Here is an 18,496-nt window from a genome sequence, read left to right as displayed (position 1 = left end):
GGCGCCGAGGGCGGTCGTGAGTGATGAGCGCCGAGTTCCGGTACGGCCCCGCCGCCCATCGCGATCCCGAATATGTCAGCGCGATGGAACATTTCGAGTCGATGACGCACGCGGGCATCCACGACGGCACCGAGAAGATCGATGCCGCTGAGATTCTGCACGCGTCACTGACCTGGCTGGAAGCCGCCGCCACCCTCACCGGTGCGATCCCGGCGACCAGATCCCACACCGAACAGACCATCGACGCCGCGGGCTGGCAGGGCCCGGCCGCCGAGGCCGCCGCCGTGAGCGCGCGCAGCTTCGCCGCGTCCGTCGATGAACTGGCCGCGGTCTTCGCCGAGGTCGGTGCGCGATTGGGCGCGGTCGCCGGGGCGGCCGAAGCCGTCAAACTCGCGGTCCCACCGCCGGGCGACACCGGCCCGGTCGGTGCCATCGCCCGCGCCCTCGAGGCGGCACACGTCCTCGATGCGGCGATCGCCGAGGAGGTCATGCGCCAGGAAGCCATCCTGACGATGAACATGATCTACAAGCCCGCGTACTCCGCCGCCGGCAGCGGTGTTCCCGCCCTGCCCACCGTCCCGGACGCACCGGCTCCGGGGCCGGCACCCGGCGCACCGCCATCCCCCGGAGATCGGCCGCAGGCGCTCGAAACTCCGTCGGCACCACCACAACCCGGACCGGCACCGAGCGCACCGGCGCCCGCAACTCCGGCCCCGGCTCCGCCCACGACGGGCACACCCACACCGGGTCCATCAGCACCCGCACCCGCACCCGCACCCGCACCCAACGGTGTCTCACCATCGACACCGGCGCCACCCCCGGAAGCACACATTCCGGCTCCGGCTCCGGCTCCGGCTCCGGCTCCGGCTCCGGCTCCGGCTCCGAGCCAATCTCACACTCCCCCACCGGCTCCCGCCACACCGCCACACCCAGCCACGCCGGACCCGGCTACCCCGCCGCTGGCGGACCAGGACGGTCAGCCCGGCATCACCGGCCCGATCCCGGATACCAACGCCCCCGCTCCGGACCAACCGGGAGTGTCCCCACCCCGCTGATTCGCCGAACCACCACCCGCACCGGCAGATTCGACGGCACCGGCACCCGCACCCGCCGATTCGACGACACCGGCACCCGCACCCGCCGATTCGACGACACCGGCACCCGCACCCGCCGATTCGACGACACCGGCGTCACACGTCGCCCGGCGACTCAGTGCCGATCCGCACCACCGCCAACGCGGCGGTGCGGGCGAAATCGTCCGTGCACCCCCGATCAACACCCGCGCCGTTCGAGTCCTCCGCCGTGTGGAGTCCTCCGCCCTCACGATCTGGCTGCGGGATCCGATTCTTCCCTTGCGCCTCAACCAATACCGGCGCGGACACCCCCGGTCACAACCGATCGCCCTCCGGCCGTCGAGCTCACCAGGACCGCATTCCGGAAGGCTGACACTCGCACCAGTTTCGTCAGCAGCGCGGTGTCCGCACCGGTCAACGCCGACCTCCGATGACGCCCATACTCGACCGCGCCCAGCAGGAGATGAACTCCGGACCGTCTACACCCGCACCAGGTCGTCGGCGTGAATCACGGGGCGCTGCATACCATCCGGCAGTTCCGAGGTGGATCGTCCCACCATCGACTCGAGTTCGCCGCTGTCGTATTCCACGACACCACGGGCCACCACCCGCCCCTCGGGGGACAGCAGATCTACCACATCACCACCGTGGAAACGGCCCTTCACACCCGTGACACCGGCGGCGAGCAACGAACGGCGGCATTTCGCAACAGCTTTCACCGCGCCGGCGTCGAGATGGATCGCACCACGACTGTCGGCGGCATGGCGGACCCAGAACTTGCGCGCCGACAATCGCGTCGGGCGAGCGGCGAAGGCAGTACCCACCGAGGCGTCGGCCAGGGCGGTGGCGGCATCCGAGGCCGCCGCCAGCAGGACCGGCACACCGGCGTCGGCGGCCAGCCGGGCCGCGGACAGTTTGGATGCCATTCCGCCGGTGCCCAGAGCGCCACCGCTACCGGCGATGACACCGTCGAGATCGGCGCTGCCGCGCACCTCTGGAATGAAGCTCGCACCACCCTTGCGGGGATCGCCGTCGTATAGACCGTCCACATCCGACAGCAGCAGCAGCGCGTCGGCACCGACAAGATGTGCGACCAGTGCGGCCAGCCGATCGTTGTCGCCGAACCGGATCTCCTCGGTGGCGATGGTGTCGTTCTCGTTGACCACGGCGACCGCGTGCAGTGCCCGCAGCCGGTCCAGGGTGCGCTGCGCATTGCGGTGATGTTCGCGGCGGGCGAAGTCACCAGCGGTCAGCAGCACCTGCCCGACCACCCGATCGAACCGGGCGAACGAGGTACCCCACGCATGTGCCAAGGCCAGCTGACCAACGCTGGCGGCGGCCTGCTTCGTCGCGAGATCTCTTGGCCGAGCGGATAATCCGAGCGGGGCGATACCGGCGCCGATCGCGCCGGAGGACACCACCACCACATCGGAACCCGCCCGCATCCGCGCCTCGATCGCCTCGGCGAGCCGGTCCAGCCGGGCGTTGTCGAGCCCACCCTCGAGACTGGTCAGCGCCGAGGAACCGATCTTGACGACCACACTGCGCGCGGTGCGAATGGCCTGCCGCGTCGAAATCTTCTCCTGATCAGAATCCACCTGTGCCACTACAACACTCACTCACTTGAGTCGCCACCTGGCCGTGGCGCACGATTACCGGGGCCGTGGTCGCCCGCGCGCACCGATCGAATCGGCGCCGCGGGCCGTCACGGCTGGTCCTCGTCGTCGGACACCAGTCCACGACGCACTCGAGAGGCGTGTTTACGCTCGGAAGCAGAGATGCGCTCGGTCTGATCCAGGCGCGGATCGGTGCCGCGGCCGGTCATCACCATGTCCACACCGGCCGAGATCTGCGGCTCCCACTCGAAGCTCACATCACCGATGGTGACCTCGGCGCCCGGTTGCGCGCCCAGGCGAACCAGCTGGTCTTCCACGCCCAGCCGCGCCAGGCGGTCGGCCAGGTAGCCCACGGCCTCGTCATTGTCGAATTGCGTTTGGCGCACCCAACGTTCGGGTCGCTCACCGCGCACGATGAAGCCGCCCTCGACCTCCGGATCGCGCGCCACCGAGAATCCGCTCTCGCCGGCCACCACCGGGCGGATGACGGGCCGCTTCGGCTCCGCCTTCGGATGCGCCTCGCGATATTCGCGCACCATATCGGCCAGCGCGAAAGTCAACGGCCGCAAGCCTTCCCGGCTCACCGCCGAGATGGTGAACACCGGCCAGCCGCGTTCGGCGAATTCGGCGGTGACCATCTCGGCCAGTTCCGCCGCATCGGGGACATCGGCCTTGTTGAGAATGACCACGCGCGGCCGGTCGGCCAGATCGCCGAGTCCGGCATCGGCCGCCAGCGCCGGCCGGTACGCGGCCAGCTCGGCCTCGAGCGCGTCGACATCGGAGATCGGATCGCGACCGGGTTCCAGTGTGGCGCAGTCGACCACGTGCGCGAGCACCGCACAACGCTCCAGATGACGCAGGAAATCCAGACCCAGGCCACGCCCGTCGCTGGCTCCCGGGATCAGGCCCGGCACATCGGCGACGGTGAAGGTGGTGTCACCACTGGACACCACGCCGAGGTTGGGCACCAGCGTGGTGAACGGATAGTCGGCGATCTTCGGCTTGGCGGCCGACAACACCGACACCAAGGAGGACTTACCCGCCGAGGGGAATCCGACCAGGCCCACATCGGCCACGGATTTCAACTCGAGGACGAGATCGCGCTCCTGGCCCTCCTCACCGAGGAGAGCGAAACCGGGGGCCTTGCGTGCCCGCGACACCAACGCCGCATTACCGAGACCGCCCCGGCCACCGCGAGCGGCCACGTAGCGGGTTCCGCTACCGACCAGATCGGCCAGCACTTCCCCGTCGCTCCCGATGACCACGGTGCCGTCCGGCACCTTCAGCAGGAGTTCGCCGCCCTGCTTGCCGTCGCGGTTACCGCCCTCTCCGGGTTTACCGCTACCGGCCTTGGCGTGCGGATGGAAATGAAAGTCCAGCAGGGTGTGCACATTGGGGTCGACCTCGAGGATCACATCCCCGCCGTTACCGCCGTTACCGCCGTCCGGTCCGCCGAGCGGCTTGTACTTCTCGCGATGCACCGAGGCGCAGCCGTGGCCGCCCTTCCCGGCGCGTACGTGCAGCACCACACGATCGATGAATTTGGACATGCCAGCTGGACCTCTGTGTTCGGTGGACGGTGGTGGTGAGCCTCCCGGAACGGCGAACGGGCCAGGGTTTATCTGCTAAACCCTGGCCCGCTTCGAAGAATGTGTGGAGAAGGCTCCGACGCCGATCAGGCCTGCGCCGGCTCCGGTACCACGATGTTGACGGTCTTGCGGCCACGCTTGCTGCCGAACTGGACCGCGCCCGCCTCGAGGGCGAACAGCGTGTCGTCGCCGCCACGACCGACGTTGACGCCGGGGTGGAAGTGGGTTCCGCGCTGACGGACCAGAATCTCACCGGCCTTGACGGCCTGGCCGCCGAAGCGCTTCACGCCGAGCCGCTGGGAATTGGAATCGCGACCGTTGCGAGAGCTGGACGCACCCTTCTTATGTGCCATGGCTGAAAACTCCTCGATTCGAAACCTGGTGGTTCCGCTAGGTCGAAATTACTTGATGCCGGTGACCTTCAGGACCGTCAGCTTCTGACGGTGTCCCTGACGCTTGTGGTAGCCGGTCTTGTTCTTGAACTTGTGGATCCGGATCTTCGGGCCCTTGGTCTGCTCCACCACTTCGGCGGAGACCGCGACCTTGGCCAGCTTGTCGGCATCGGTAGTCAGCTCGGCGCCGTCGACCACCAGCACCGGCGACAGCGCTACGGCCGTGCCCGGTTCACCCTCGATCTTCTCGACCTTCACCAGGTCACCGACCGCGACCTTGTACTGCTTTCCGCCGGTCTTGACGATCGCGTACGTTGCCATCGGTCGGCTGCCCTCTTTCCTCAACTGGTGCATAGGCACTCTGTTCACACGGACGCCTACCGGTGAAAACCGGAAACCGCCATATGACTGGTCTGATAGTCACCGCCGCCTCAGCGCTACGTTCCGCGCCGGAGAGCTCGTTTCGAGCCGGATCTCACGACAGCGCAGTGCTGTCACCGGGCAGCGACTGACCAAGATTACAGGACCCCCACCCCCCAGACCAAACCGGGCTCCACCGGTGGCCTCCGCCTCGGTCCGCGGGGGTGATCCGGCCCGCGAGGGCAGGTGCACCGCGTCCCACCAGGAGCGGTCGAATACTCACCAGCGGCTGGTGAACTGCGGGAACATCGGCTGATGAAACTCCAGCCGTTCGCCCCGCGTCATCCGGTCACCGGACCGAGACGGCTGTGGCGTGGGAATGCCCCGCCCCTGTTCGGGGCGGGGCATTCACCGCTAACTCGGTCGGCTCCGGATCAGTTCGGCGCCTCGGGAGCTCCTGCTGCCCGGCCCGCCGTCCGGCGGCGGGTGCGGGGGCGCGGAGTCACCTCGGGGGCGGCGATGTTGTCCAGGCTGAACTTCGGGGTGTCGCCTTGCTCACTCTCGGAGAGGACGAAGACCGAGGCCTGATTATCGCTGGACACGGCCGTGGTCGTGCGGGCCACCCGGCGGCGTCCACGCCGGGGGCTCGAGGTCTCCGGCTCCGGGGTGACCGTGGTGCCGGTCTCGGCGGCCGCGGGCGTGGAAGTTCCGGACTCCTCGACCGATACCGGCGCCTCGCTGGGCCGGTCGGCCCGGCGGCGGGATTCCCCGCCACGCCGGTCGCGCGTCCCGTTCCGCTCCGGCCTCTTCGACCGTGCCGTGCCCGGCTCCTCCGCCCCGGACACCGGCCGGTCGAACTCGGCGGTGGCGGATTCGGTGGCGTCGGACGACACCGCGGCCGTAGCGGGCGTCGGCTCACCGGCTGCCGCGGCGACACCCTCGGCATCGGCGACGGCCACCCCCTCGGCGGACGCGTCATCGGAGTGGTGCGACGCCATGGCCAGCGCCACCGGATGGGCACGCTTGGCAGCGGCCTCCTCCTCGTGGTGCGAATCTTCCTCGGCGACGGGTGCCGGTGCCGCCGCGGGCTGCTGCGGCTTGTCTTTGTCGCGGTCCTTGTCCTTGCGCCGACGGCGGCCCTCGCGACGACCCGAACCGCTCTCCTCGGCAGGCGCCGTCTCGACCGGGTAGTTGTGCACGATGATGCCGCGACCGTGGCAATGCTCACAGGTGGTGGAGAACGCCTCGACCAGGCCGGTGCCCAGCTTCTTGCGGGTCATCTGCACCAGGCCGAGTGAGGTCACCTCCGACACCTGATGGCGGGTGCGGTCGCGTCCCAGACTCTCGGTGAGCCGACGCAGGACCAGATCCCGATTGGACTCGAGCACCATGTCGATGAAGTCGACGACGATCATGCCGCCGATGTCGCGCAACCGCATCTGCCGCACGATCTCCTCGGCGGCCTCGAGGTTGTTGCGGGTGACCGTCTCCTCCAGGTTGCTACCACCGGAGCCGGTGAACTTGCCGGTGTTGACGTCGATCACCGTCATCGCCTCGGTGCGGTCGATGACCAGGGTGCCGCCCGAGGGCAACCACACCTTGCGGTCGAGCGCCTTGGCGAGCTGTTCGTCGATGCGCAGGCTGCCGAAAACGTCCACACCGGTGTTCTCGTAGCGCTCCACCCGCGACAGCATGTCCGGCGCGACCGTGCGAACGTAGTTCTCCACCGTCGTCCAGGCTCGATCACCCTCGATGACCAGCTTCGAGAAGTCCTCGTTGAACAGATCGCGAACGACCTTGACCAGCAGGTCGGGCTCCTCGTACAGGGTCTTGGGCGCACCGGACCCGTTCTCGGCCTGCTTCTCGATGGTCTTCCAGGTGGCCTGCAGCCGCTCCACGTCGCGGGCGAGTTCGTTCTCGCTCACCCCCTCGGACGCGGTGCGGATGATCACCCCGGCGTCCTGCGGGACGATATCGCGCAGGATCTCCTTGAGCCGCTTGCGTTCGGTATCGGGCAGTTTGCGGCTGATTCCGGTCGAGGTCCCGCCGGGGACGTAGACCAGGAAGCGGCCCGCGAGGCTGATCTGCGTGGTCAGCCGGGCACCCTTGTGCCCGACCGGGTCCTTACTGACCTGCACCAGCACGGTGTCGCCGGGTTTGAGCGCCTGTTCGATCTTGCGCTCGCGGCCGCCCAGCCCGGCGGCCTCCCAGTTCACCTCACCGGCGTAGAGCACACCGTTGCGGCCGCGGCCGATGTCGACGAACGCCGCTTCCATGCTGGGCAGCACATTCTGCACCTTGCCCAGATACACATTGCCGACCATGGACGCCGTACCGGTGTTGGTCACGAAATGCTCGACGAGGATGTTGTCCTCGAGCACCGCGACCTGAGTGGTGGCGCCGGCATGGGTGTGATCCGCGGTGACCGGGAACGACTTCTCCCGGACCACCATGACCCGGTCCACGGCCTCGCGACGGGCCAGGAATTCCGACTCGGTCAGGATCGGCGGGCGGCGACGGCCGGCCTCACGACCGTCACGCCGACGCTGCCGCTTGGCCTCGAGCCGGGTGGAGCCGCTGATGCCCTGCACCTCATCGACGGCGCGGCGCTTGTTGCGCGGTTCGCGCTCGTGCACGACGGTATTCGGCGGATCGTCGTCGGCGGTGGACTCGGACTCGTTGTCCTCACCGCTCTTGCGGCGACGCCGGCGACGGCGACGGCGGGTCGATCCGTCCGACGACGACGAATCGTCGTCGGTGTCCTCGGCCTCGGTGTGGCTCTCGTCGGCGGATTCGCCGGTGCCGTCCTGCGCGTCGGTGTCCTCGTCGTCGGACTCGTCATCGGAGTCCTGATCGGCGTGCTGCTCACCCCGGCCCCGGCCGCGACCACGACGGCCCCGGCGGCGTCGACGGGAGCGGCCGCCGTCCTCCTGCTCGTCGCGAGACTGATCCTCATCCCAATCGGAGCCGGATTCGGTGTCGGACTCGGTAGTGGCCTGCGACTGCTCGGCGCCGGTCTCCGCGGGCGCGGTCCCGGCCTTGTGCTCGGTGGCCTTGTGCTCGGCTGCCTTCTGCTCAGCGGCCTTGTGTTCAGATGCCTTGTGTTCAGCTGCCTTCTGCTCGGCAGCCTTCCGCTCGGCGGCTTCCTGCTCGGCGGCCTCGCGTTCGGCCCGCCGCTTGCGCCGCATCTCCTCGGCGGCGGCGGCATCCGGTGGCAGGAACAGCGGGGCGGCCGCGAGGGCGGGGGCCTCGAAGACCACCGGCTGCTCGGGCGGCGGCGTCGAGCGCTGGAACGGACTGGTGAACAGCGACGTGTGCGGTGCCGCGGGCTCGGGAGCCGACGGCTCGGCGGTCGCTGCGACGCCGTTGGATGCGCCGGTCGCGGGCGCGGTGGGCGCGGACGCCCCCGCGGACGTCGGCACCTCGGGCTCGGCGACCACGGGAGTCACCGGCTCCGCGGCGGGCTCGGGTGTCGATTCGACGGACTCCGCCGCGATATCGCCGGAAGTCGCCGGCTCGGCGCTCCCGGGGGATACCGCCGCGGAATCGGCTGCCGATGATTCGCTCGCGGCCGGCTCGGCCACGGTCTCGGCGGGTGGTGGGACCAGGGCGTCGCGCACCGATTCGGCGACGGTCCGGTCCAGGCTGGATTGGGCGCTACGTGCTTCGGCACCCAGTTCGGTCAGGTGAGCAAGGATACGTTTGCTGGTGGTACCCAGAAGTTTCGCCAGCGCGTGTACCCGGATTCGTTCCGGCAACTGCGCTGCCTCCCCTCCCCCGGCCACCCCGGCGGGGGTGGATTCACCATTGGTTTGCGACGTTCCCTGCGGCTCTTGATCGGCCACGAAATCTCCTCGGGCCCCCGGGCGCGTCCCACTCGTACGAGAGTGACGCGGCCGACGCGGGGGCGCTTTCCTCGCCTCGCACCCGGAGGGCGCAAGTCTGATGGTCTCGCCCCGCGTGCCCGGTTATCACCTGTCGTACGTCGTTTTCGGGCTAACTGGTCACGCGGCGCCTGGCTGCTGGCTTCACACCGGAACTCGAGCGCTCATCCAGCGTGCCGCCGAACAGCCGAGTCTTGTAACCGTCCGGGGCAGCGATGATCGGCGTCGAGCCGCGGTGCCATTCGGTTGCTCTCGCCACCTGCCGCGATGGGTAGGCGTCGATCACATCCGTTGTCAGTATCCCATACCCGGCGCCACAGGTTCGCCATCGGCGCTCCTACGCACCGATTCCGCGCCCTGCCGAACGCCGTATTTCTACATCTGAGTAGGTATTTCTCCGGGTAACCCGGCACGACATCTTCCCGCATCACGCCGCGTCCGTTGACATCCGAGCCGTCGGCGGTCTCGCGCCGCCAGCACGGCTCCGCGCCGGCCACGGCACTCGCGGGGTGAGCAATCCCTCACCTGGGACGGAAGACCCCACACCGCGACATCCGCTCTCGGCCGGAGCGAGTCTTACGAGCGACCGGTTCGCGGCCGGCTCGGCGATGAGGTGCCGTGGCACAGGCGACGACGAAGGAGCAAGCCGCGGCACCTCATCGCCGAGCCACAGGGGGCCGCGAACCCGCCGAGCGGAGCGAAGCAATCACACACTGAACCAGAGCGCGATTTCGCGCTTGGCGCTTTCCGGGGAGTCGGAGCCATGAACGAGGTTGAACTGGGTTTCCAGTGCGTAGTCACCGCGGATGCTGCCGGGGACGGCCTTCTCGACGGGGTCGGTGCCACCGGCGATCTGCCGGAACGCCGCGATGGCACGCGGGCCCTCGAGGATGGCCGCCACGACAGGGCCGGAGGTGATGAATTCGATCAGCGAGCCGTAGAACGGCTTGCCGTCGTGTTCGGCGTAGTGGGCGGCGGCGAGTTCTTCGGAGACCTGCTCGAGCTTGAGGGCCGCGATCTTGAGGCCTTTGCGTTCGATGCGGGTGATGATCTCACCGACCAGGCCACGGGCCACGCCGTCCGGCTTGATGAGAACCAACGTCTGCTCAGTCACGGCGACACTCTAACCGGCGGCCGGGCGGTATTCCGAACCGAGCGGTCAGGATGAGCCCTGGATCCGCTGACTGGGCAGTAATCCCTGGTCCATGCGGCGTTTGACATCGGAGCGCAGGAACAGGATGAAGATCCAGACGGCGAGGAAGACGACACCGATGATCAGGATCGACAGGTGAATGAATCCGCCCACCAGCACCAGGACCTGAAGGCCGAGATTGAACGGCACCGCCCACGATCGCCGCTGCATCCCGGATCCGACGAACATCAGTACCGCGAGACCGACCAGATAGGTCACCGACCACCAGCTCAGCCCGCCACCGACGGCACCCACCACCGGCAGCGCCAGCAGAACGGCGATGGCCTCCAAGATGAGGGATCCGGCCATCACGCCGCGGAACCCCTTCCACGGATCGGTCGCGGGCGCGGGTACGCCGGCCGGTGCGCTGTTCTCGCTGTCGCGAGTCTCGTCCTCGCTAGCCACGATGCCTCCTAGAACCCATGATGCTCGCCCCGCGCCCATGCAAGCCACCGCCTCCGGCCCCCGTGCTCACGCTGTACCCGATGCCGCGTTCGCCAGGGCCTGCGTGGTTACGCAAGCTACCGCCTCCGGCCCCCGTGCTCACGCTGTACCCGATACCGCGTTCGCCAGGGCCTGCGTGGTTACGCAAGCTACCGCCTCCGGCCCCCGTGCTCACGCGGGGCCCTTCCCGAACAGCGAGCGCGCCTGGCCCGCGGTGACGACCGAACCGGTGACCACGATGCCCGCGCCCGAGACGGGCTCGCCGGAGTCGCCGGCCTCCTCGGCGATCGCGGTGGCGGTTTCGAGCGCGTCGGTGAGACTGGCCGCGGTGACGACCCGCTCGTCGCCGAATCGCTGGACGGCCAGGTCGGCGAGTTCGTCCACGTCGAGGGCCCGGGGCGAGCCGTTGGTGGTCACAACGATCTCGTCGAGGACCGGCTCGAGTGCCGTCAGGATCCCGTCCGCGTCCTTGTCGGACAGGACGGCCACCACGCCTACCAATTTGCGGAAGTCGAACTCGCCGGTCAGGGTGTCGGCGAGCGCCCGGGCACCGGCAGGATTGTGCGCGGCGTCGATGAAGATGGTGGGCGCGTTGCGCATTCGCTCCATCCGCCCGGGGCTGACCGCGGCCGCGAATCCCGCTCGCACCGCCTCGATGTCGAGTTGCTTCTGCGCGCCCGCACCGAAGAACGCCTCGACCGCGGCCAGGGCCAGCGTCGCATTGTGCGCCTGATGTTCGCCGTGCAGCGGCAGGAAGATCTCGTCGTAGACCCCGCCGAGTCCTTGGATCTCGAGGACCTGCCCGCCGATGGCGATGCGACGCGACAGCAACCGGAATTCGGAGCCGGCGCGAGCGACCGCGGCATCGGCGTCGACCGTGCGGCGCAGCAGCACCTCCATCGCCTCGGGTTCCTGTTCGGCGAGGATGGCGACGGTGTCGCGCGGGATCAGCAGATCCTGCGGCGAGGACTTGATGATCCCGGCCTTCTCCCCCGCGATCGATGTCAGGTCCGGGCCGAGATAGTCGGTGTGGTCCAGCCCGATCGGCGTGATCACCGCGACCTGGCCGTCGATCACATTCGTCGCGTCCCAGGTGCCGCCCATGCCGGTTTCGACGACGGCCACGTCGACCGGCGCCTCGGCGAAGGCGGCATAGGCCATGGCGACCAGCACCTCGAATTTGCTCATCCGGGGTCCAGGGGTGCCGAGCGCGCCGTCGAGCGATTTCGCATCGACCATCTCGACGTACGGCAACAGCTCGCGGTAGAGCTCCACATAACGCCCGGGCGTGATGGGTGCGTTGTCGACCGCGATGCGTTCGGTTGCGAGCTGCAGATGCGGGCTGGTGAACCGCCCGGTCCGCCGATGCAGCGCGGTGAGCAGCGCATCGACCATGCGGGTCACCGAGGTCTTGCCGTTGGTCCCGGCGATGTGGATCGCCGGATAACTCTGCTGCGGCGAGCCGAGCAGATCCATCAGCGTCGCGATCCGGGTGAGCGACGGCTCGATCTTCGTCTCACCCCAGCGCTGGTCGAGTTCGGCCTCGACCAGCGCCATTTCGGCCAGATCCACCGGCGACGGGCCGGTGCCCAGCGCGTCGTCGCCGCTCACTTCGCCCCCGGTCCCGCGATCTGCGCCAGCCGCGCACCGATGCGCGCCACTTCGGATTCGGCGACCTCACGGCGGGTGCGGATCTTGGCGACCACGTTCTCGGGTGCCTTGGCCAGGAAGTCCTCGTTGCCGAGTTTGGCGGTGGTGGCAGCGAGATCCTTCTGCGCGACGGCCAGGTCCTTCTCCAGCCGGCGGCGTTCGGCCTCCAGATCGACCGTGCCGGAGGTGTCGAGTTCGACCGTGACGGTGGCGCCGGACAGCCGCACCTCCACCGCGGCGGTGGCCGCGAAATCGGCTCCGGCTTCGGTGAGCCGGGCCAGGCTGGCGATCTCACCGAGTTGCCCGGTGAGATCGGCGGCCTCGATACCGGACAGGGTGGCGGCGACCTTCTGCTTGTCGGTCAGCCCCTGATCGCTGCGGAAGCGGCGGATCTCGGTGACCAGCTTCTGCAGATCCGTGATGCGCTGTGCGGCAACGGTATCGGTCACGACTCCGGAGGCCTGCGGCCAGGGCGCGATCACCAGTGACGCACCCGCCTCACCGGCGGTGAGCACCTGCCACAGCGATTCGGTGACGAACGGGATGGCCGGATGCAGCAGGCGCAGAACCGAATCCAGCACGGTGCCGAGCACGATCCGAGTACTCGCGGCCCGCTGCTCGGACTCCGCGAACTGCACCTTGGCGAGTTCCAGGTACCAGTCACACAGTTCGTCCCAGGCGAAGTGGTACAGCGCCTCACATGCCTTGCCGAATTCGTAGCGATCGAACGAGGAGTCCACTTCGGCGCGGACCTCGTCGAGCCGGTCCAGAATCCACCGGTCGGTATCGGTGAGGGTGGCCCGCTCCGGCAGCTCGCCCGGCTCCGCCCCGTTCATCAGCGCGAACTTGGTGGCGTTGAACAGTTTGGTGACGAAATTGCGCGACGCCTGCACGTGCGGCGGCCCCACCGACAGGTCGCTACCGGGCTGCGCACCGCGAGCGAGGGTGAATCGTGTTGCGTCGGCGCCGTATTCGTCGATCCACAGCAGCGGGTCGACGCCGATGCCCTTGGACTTGGAGTATTTGCGGCCGAATTCGTCGCGAATGAGGCCGTGCAGGAACACATCTGCGAACGGAACCTGTCGCTGCTCGGGGTCCTTGCCCGCGGCGATGACCGGATCGTCGGAGACGAACATGCCGAACATCATCATCCGGGCGACCCAGAAGAACAGGATGTCGTAACCGGTGACCAGCACACTGGTCGGATAGAACTTGGCCAGCTCCGGGGTGGCGTCCGGCCAGCCCATGGTGGAGAACGGCCACAGGCCCGAGGAGAACCAGGTGTCGAGGACGTCGGGGTCCTGCACCCAGCCCTCGGGCGCCTGCTCGTCCGGGCCGACGCACACGGTCTCGCCGTCGGGTCCGTACCAGATCGGAATGCGATGTCCCCACCACAGCTGCCGGGAGATGCACCAGTCGTGCATGTTGTCGACCCAATCGAACCAGCGCGGTTCCTGGGAGGCCGGGTAGATCTGCACCGCGCCGCCACGCACCGCGTCACCGGCGGCCTTGGCCAGCGAATCGACCTTCACCCACCACTGCATGGACAGCCGCGGCTCGATCGGCTCGCCGGAGCGCTCCGAGTGACCGACGCTGTGCACGTACGGACGCTTCTCGGCGACGATGCGGCCCTCTGCGGCCAGGCGTTCGCGAATCTTGATCCGCGCCTCGAAGCGGTCCATCCCGTCGAATTCCGTTCCGGAATCGGCGATCTTGCCGGTCTTGTCCATGATCGTCGGCATCGGCAGGTTGTGCCGCAGGCCGAGTTCGAAGTCGTTGGGATCGTGCGCGGGCGTGATCTTGACTGCGCCGGAACCGAATTCGGGATCCACGTAGTCGTCGGCCACGATCGGGATCTGGCGACCGGTGATGGGGTGATGGACCGTGGTGCCGATCAGCGCGCGGTAGCGCTCGTCGTCGGGATGTACCGCGACCGCGGTGTCACCCAGCATGGTCTCGACCCGGGTGGTCGCCACGACCACATGCGGTTCGTCGTCGTTCAACGAGCCGTACCGCAGCGAGACGAGCTCGCCCTCCACATCCTCGTACTTCACCTCGACGTCGGAGATCGCGGTCTCGAGTGTGGGCGACCAGTTCACCAGCCGCTCGGCGCGGTAGATCAGCCCCGCGTCGTAGAGGCGCTTGAAGATGGTCTGCACGGCGCGGGACAGGCCCTCGTCCATGGTGAAGCGGTCGCGGCTCCAGTCCACGCCGTCACCGAGCCGGCGCATCTGCCCCTGGATGGCACCACCGGATTCGCGCTTCCAGTCCCAGACCTTGTCGACGAACAGTTCGCGGCCGAAGTCCTCTTTGGTCTTGCCGTCGGCGGCGAGCTGCTTCTCCACCACGTTCTGGGTCGCGATACCGGCGTGGTCCATGCCGGGCAGCCACAGCACCTCGTAGCCCTGCATGCGCTTGCGGCGGGTGAGCAGGTCCATCAGGGTGTGGTCGAAGGCGTGGCCCATGTGCAGATTGCCGGTGACGTTGGGCGGGGGCAGCACGATCGAGTAGGGCGGCTTTCCGCCGGTAGCGTCAGGCCCGGAGGAGGCAGCCTGCGTAACCACGGAGGGCCCGCGGACGGCGGCATCGGACACAGCGGCCGGGTCGGCGGTGAAGTAACCGGCCGCTACCCAGCGCTCGTACATGTCAGCCTCTACATCGCTGGGGTTCCAGCTCTTGGGGAGGGCGTCGGCACGATTTCGCGAGTTATCAGGGGCTGCGCTGGTCACCGTGCGATTCTACGGAGTTGGATGGCAGGCCTCGACGCGGCCCTGCTCACCCGGCGCGGACAAAGAAGTAGGGCCGGGCTTTCGGCGGATGAGGGACACCGAAAACCCTGCCCACGTCTTCGAGACTACCGCCGATCCCGGCGTGATACACGATTCCAAAGGCAATTCTCAGCTTTTGCCCGAATCCGTTGCGCAGGTGAGGGTTTGCCTCTCAGCAAGCTCGCAGATTCGAGCTTTGCGCACCGGAGCGTGCCCGCTCTGGCCCGCGGCGATCAGGGCACCAGCACCGCGAGCGCGCCCGGTTCGCTGCGGAAGGTGGCCGGCAGCCGCCCGGCCGGATCACCGTCCGCGGTCGCCGGGACCGCCGCGGTGAGTGTGATGGCGCTCGCCCGGTGATGGCCCACCGCCGGGTGGTCGATGCGCTTACCGGCCGCCAGTGCCGGCAGCATCCGGACCATCTCGATCCGCGACATGGCGCCGACCACGGTGAGATCGAGCAACCCGTCGTCGACGACGGCGTCGGGGCAGATCAGCATCCCGCCGCCATAGGTGCGGGTGTTGCCGACCGCCACCATCACCGCCTCGGTCTCGAACACCCGGCCGCCGGATCCGCCGGGATCATCGGACAATTCGATGCGATACGGCACGCCGAGCCGGCCCAGGAGCTCCGGCACGGCCGCGAAGGAATAGCGCAGCGATCCCTTGGGCCGGCGCATGCGATTGGCGCGCAGGGTGACCCGCGCATCGAATCCGGTCCCGGCGATGGTCGCGAAACGCATCGACCGGCCGGCGCCCCAGCCGTGCGGGTTCTCGGGGTCGGGCGTGGCCTCGACCGAGCCCAGATCGATCGTGCGGACCGTGCCGGCGAGCACGATATCGGCGGCCGCGACCGGATCGTCGTCGGGAATACCGAGTTCACGAGCCAGATCGTTGCCGGTACCACCGGGCAGCAGTCCCAGCGGCACCCCGGTTCCGGCGATCGCCTGCAGGGTGACGCAGACCAATCCGTCGCCGCCGGCGCAGACCACGGCATCGGGCCGATCGGAGCCGTGGACCGAATCCCGCACGAGGCGAACGGTTTCCGCCGCGCTCACGCCGCGGATCTCACGCACCCGCACCTCACCCTCGGCGAAGCGGGCGGCGGCGGCCGCGGCGGCCGCCAGACCGCGGCCGTGCCCGGAATGCGGATTGGTGACCAGCGCTACCGTGCGGATCGAGTGAACGCTCACGGAATCAGCTTGCCGGGATTGAGGATTCCCGCCGGGTCCACCGCATCCTTCACCGCGCGCAGAATTCGCGCGCCGAGGTCACCGATTTCGTCGGTCATCCACGGACGGTGGTCCGTGCCGACCGCGTGGTGATGGGTGATCGTGCCGCCGTTGGCGACGATCGCGGCACCGACGGCACGCTTGGCGTGGGCCCACTGCTGCGCCGGATCGTCGGCCTGTGTGGCGACGACGGTGAAATACAGCGACGCACCGGTGCTGTAGGTGTGCGAGATATGACACATGACCAGCGCCGGAGTGCCCTGAGCGCCGAGTGACTCGGTGAGCGCGGTCGTCACCGCGGCCTTCAGGTGCGCCACATTCGACCAGTTGGTCGCCGTTTCCAGGGTTTCGCACAGCACCCCGATATCGAGCAGCGCATCGCGCAGGTACGGCGCGGCGAAGCGGCCGTGCTCCCATTCCCGCGCGGGCTGTTCCCCCAGGGCGGTGCCGCCGGCCGCGGCCAGCAGTTCGAAGGCCTCCGCGCTGCGAGCGGCGACATGCACAGCGGTCCCCTCGAAGGTGGTGACGGCCAGGCAGCCGCCCACCGGGGCACCCCCGATATCCGCGGATCGCGCCAGGTTCAGCCCGGTCTCGGCCTCGTCGGACAGGCGCAGCACCGTCGGCGCGGCTCCGTTCTGGACCACCGTCCGCAGCGCGTCGGCGCCGGTGGCGAAATCCGGGAAAGTCCAGGCCTGATAGGCCGTCGCGGCCGGAACCGGATGCACCCGCAGTGTCACCTCGGTGATGACGCCGAGTGTGCCCTCCGAACCGGAGAACAGTTCGCGCAGATCGGGTCCGGCGGCCGAGGCGGGCGCGCGGCCGAGATCGACCGTGCCCGTGGGAGTCGCCACCTTCAGATGCATGATCATGTCGTCGAATCGGCCGTATCCCGCCGAGGCCTGCCCCGAGGAACGGGTGGCCGCGAATCCGCCGATACTGGCGAACTCGAAACTCTGCGGGAAGTGTCCGAGCGACAATCCGTGCGCCGCAAGGGCTTTCTCCGCTTGCGGACCGGTGAGCCCGGCGCCCAGGGTCGCGGTCCGGCTCACCGGGTCGACATCGGTGAGTGCGTCCAGCCGCTGCAGATCGAGTGCGATCACGGTGCCGAACCGGCCACGCGCGGGGTCGAGTCCGCCCACCACGCTGGTGCCACCGCCGAAGGGCACCACCGCTATCGACGCCTCGGAGCAATAGGCGAGTACCGCGGCGACCTGGTCGTGATCGGCGGGGAAAACCACGGCGTCGGGCGCGTCCTGCGGTCCGTCGGCACGGCGACGCAGCAGGTCGGGGGTACTCTTGCCCCCGGCGTGCAGGAGCCGGTCACGGTGGCCGACCGACACCCGGTCCGCACCGACCACCGCGGACAACCCCGCCCGATGCGCGGCCGTCAGTTCGGATTCCCGCAGTGGCACATCGCCCTCATCACGACGAGCCACCGGTTCACCCGACACCGAGAAAACCTGCGCCACCAAGGTCCGAATCCGGTCCGGGAGCGGCGCATGTGCCGAGGCGATGCCCCAGGCGTCCCACACCATACTCGGACGATCGGACGACTCGCCCGGCGTTTCTGCACCCGAGTTCTCTGCGGACATGTCCCGTCGCGTATCGACCATGAGTTACAGTCTGACATAGAGTGTCAAGCAGTAATGGCCAGATCCGATAGTGAGTCCACGATGAATCCAGTCGAATCCACCGCCCCCGATACCGAGCTACCCGCGATCGACCTCGCGATCCTGGCCGCCGGCCGTGACTGCGTCGAGGAGTTCGGCGTACGCCGCACCACGCTCAGCGAGGTGGCCCGCCGCGCCGGAGTCAGTCGGCCCACCGTGTATCGCCGCTGGCCCGACACCAGGGCACTGATCGCCGAGCTCTTGGTGCGCGAACTCCAGCGCATCGTGGAGACCAGCGTGCCGGCCGACGGCCCGGCGCGCGGGCGACTGGTCGAGGGAATCGTCACCGGCGCCGGCGAACTCCGATCGAATCCCCTGTTCGCCAAGATCTTCCGCATCGACACCGACCTCATGCTGACCTACGTGTTCGGCCGGCTCGGACGCAACCAGCGGCAGTTGATCGAGGTCTTCTCCGCGGTGATCCGCGAGGGACAGCGCGATGGATCGATTCGGGCGGGCGACCCCGACCAGCTGGCCACGATGCTGCTGCTGATCAGCCAGTCGACGGTGCAGTCGGCGAATACCGTCAGCCACCTGCTCGACGACATGGGACTCGATGTCGAGCTCGCCCGCGTCGTCGACCGTTATCTGCGGCCCGATTGCACGTAGGCCGAAAGAGGAAGCGAGGC

Annotated in this window: 13 protein-coding genes; 2 read left to right on the top strand and 11 right to left on the bottom strand. The window is 68.6% G+C overall.

Going from position 1 to position 18,496, the window contains the following annotated elements:
• The first annotated feature begins 23 nt into the window (after nt 1–23).
• Complete coding sequence (locus tag AB0L57_RS09540) at nt 24–1,055, top strand: hypothetical protein (RefSeq protein ID WP_364959476.1); 1,032 nt, start codon at nt 24–26, stop codon at nt 1,053–1,055.
• Nucleotides 1,056–1,552: 497 nt separating this feature from the next.
• Here the strand turns inward: AB0L57_RS09540 and proB are convergent, their stop codons facing one another.
• The 11 genes from proB to AB0L57_RS09485 form a co-directional block, all read right to left on the bottom strand.
• Nucleotides 1,553–2,671, bottom strand: a complete 1,119-nt coding sequence (proB, locus tag AB0L57_RS09535; protein WP_364959474.1) for a glutamate 5-kinase — start codon at nt 2,669–2,671, stop codon at nt 1,553–1,555.
• A 107-nt stretch (nt 2,672–2,778) separates the two neighbouring features.
• Nucleotides 2,779–4,239 (bottom strand): GTPase ObgE, encoded by a 1,461-nt coding sequence (gene obgE / locus AB0L57_RS09530; protein WP_364959472.1) that lies wholly within the window; start codon nt 4,237–4,239, stop codon nt 2,779–2,781.
• 125 nt (nt 4,240–4,364) lie between these two features.
• Complete coding sequence (rpmA, locus tag AB0L57_RS09525) at nt 4,365–4,631, bottom strand: 50S ribosomal protein L27 (protein ID WP_364959470.1); 267 nt, start codon at nt 4,629–4,631, stop codon at nt 4,365–4,367.
• A 48-nt stretch (nt 4,632–4,679) separates the two neighbouring features.
• Nucleotides 4,680–4,991 (bottom strand): 50S ribosomal protein L21, encoded by a 312-nt coding sequence (rplU, locus tag AB0L57_RS09520; protein ID WP_364959468.1) that lies wholly within the window; start codon nt 4,989–4,991, stop codon nt 4,680–4,682.
• Nucleotides 4,992–5,464: 473 nt separating this feature from the next.
• Entirely contained in the window at nt 5,465–8,815 is a 3,351-nt protein-coding gene (locus AB0L57_RS09515; protein WP_364960530.1) for a translation initiation factor IF-2 N-terminal domain-containing protein, read from the bottom strand.
• A gap of 805 nt (nt 8,816–9,620) precedes the next feature.
• Complete coding sequence (ndk, locus tag AB0L57_RS09510; RefSeq protein WP_364959466.1) at nt 9,621–10,028, bottom strand: nucleoside-diphosphate kinase; 408 nt, start codon at nt 10,026–10,028, stop codon at nt 9,621–9,623.
• Between the two features lie 45 nt (nt 10,029–10,073).
• Nucleotides 10,074–10,511: a DUF4233 domain-containing protein gene (locus tag AB0L57_RS09505; protein WP_364959464.1), complete on the bottom strand. Its 438-nt coding sequence runs from the start codon at nt 10,509–10,511 to the stop codon at nt 10,074–10,076.
• 210 nt (nt 10,512–10,721) lie between these two features.
• On the bottom strand, nt 10,722–12,107 hold the full coding sequence (locus tag AB0L57_RS09500) for a folylpolyglutamate synthase/dihydrofolate synthase family protein (RefSeq protein ID WP_364960528.1): 1,386 nt from the start codon (nt 12,105–12,107) through the stop codon (nt 10,722–10,724).
• Nucleotides 12,108–12,157: 50 nt separating this feature from the next.
• On the bottom strand, nt 12,158–14,929 hold the full coding sequence (locus AB0L57_RS09495; RefSeq protein WP_364959462.1) for a valine--tRNA ligase: 2,772 nt from the start codon (nt 14,927–14,929) through the stop codon (nt 12,158–12,160).
• 272 nt (nt 14,930–15,201) lie between these two features.
• The gene (locus AB0L57_RS09490) at nt 15,202–16,158 is read right to left on the bottom strand and encodes a YegS/Rv2252/BmrU family lipid kinase (RefSeq protein ID WP_364959461.1); all 957 of its coding nucleotides are present in this window, start codon (nt 16,156–16,158) and stop codon (nt 15,202–15,204) included.
• On the bottom strand, nt 16,155–17,732 hold the full coding sequence (locus tag AB0L57_RS09485; protein WP_364959459.1) for an FAD-binding oxidoreductase: 1,578 nt from the start codon (nt 17,730–17,732) through the stop codon (nt 16,155–16,157). The genes AB0L57_RS09490 and AB0L57_RS09485 overlap by 4 nt, the downstream gene beginning before the upstream one ends.
• A 138-nt stretch (nt 17,733–17,870) precedes the next feature.
• On the opposite strand from AB0L57_RS09485, the gene AB0L57_RS09480 reads away from it, so the two are divergent.
• Nucleotides 17,871–18,476 carry a TetR/AcrR family transcriptional regulator gene (locus tag AB0L57_RS09480; RefSeq protein ID WP_364959457.1) on the top strand — a complete coding sequence of 202 codons (606 nt, stop codon included), beginning with the start codon at nt 17,871–17,873 and terminating at the stop codon, nt 18,474–18,476.
• The last annotated feature ends 20 nt before the right edge of the window (nt 18,477–18,496 follow it).

This window comes from Nocardia sp. NPDC052254, assembly GCF_040679495.1.
GTDB lineage: Bacteria > Actinomycetota > Actinomycetes > Mycobacteriales > Mycobacteriaceae > Nocardia.
This window is presented reverse-complemented; position numbering and strand designations above follow the sequence as displayed.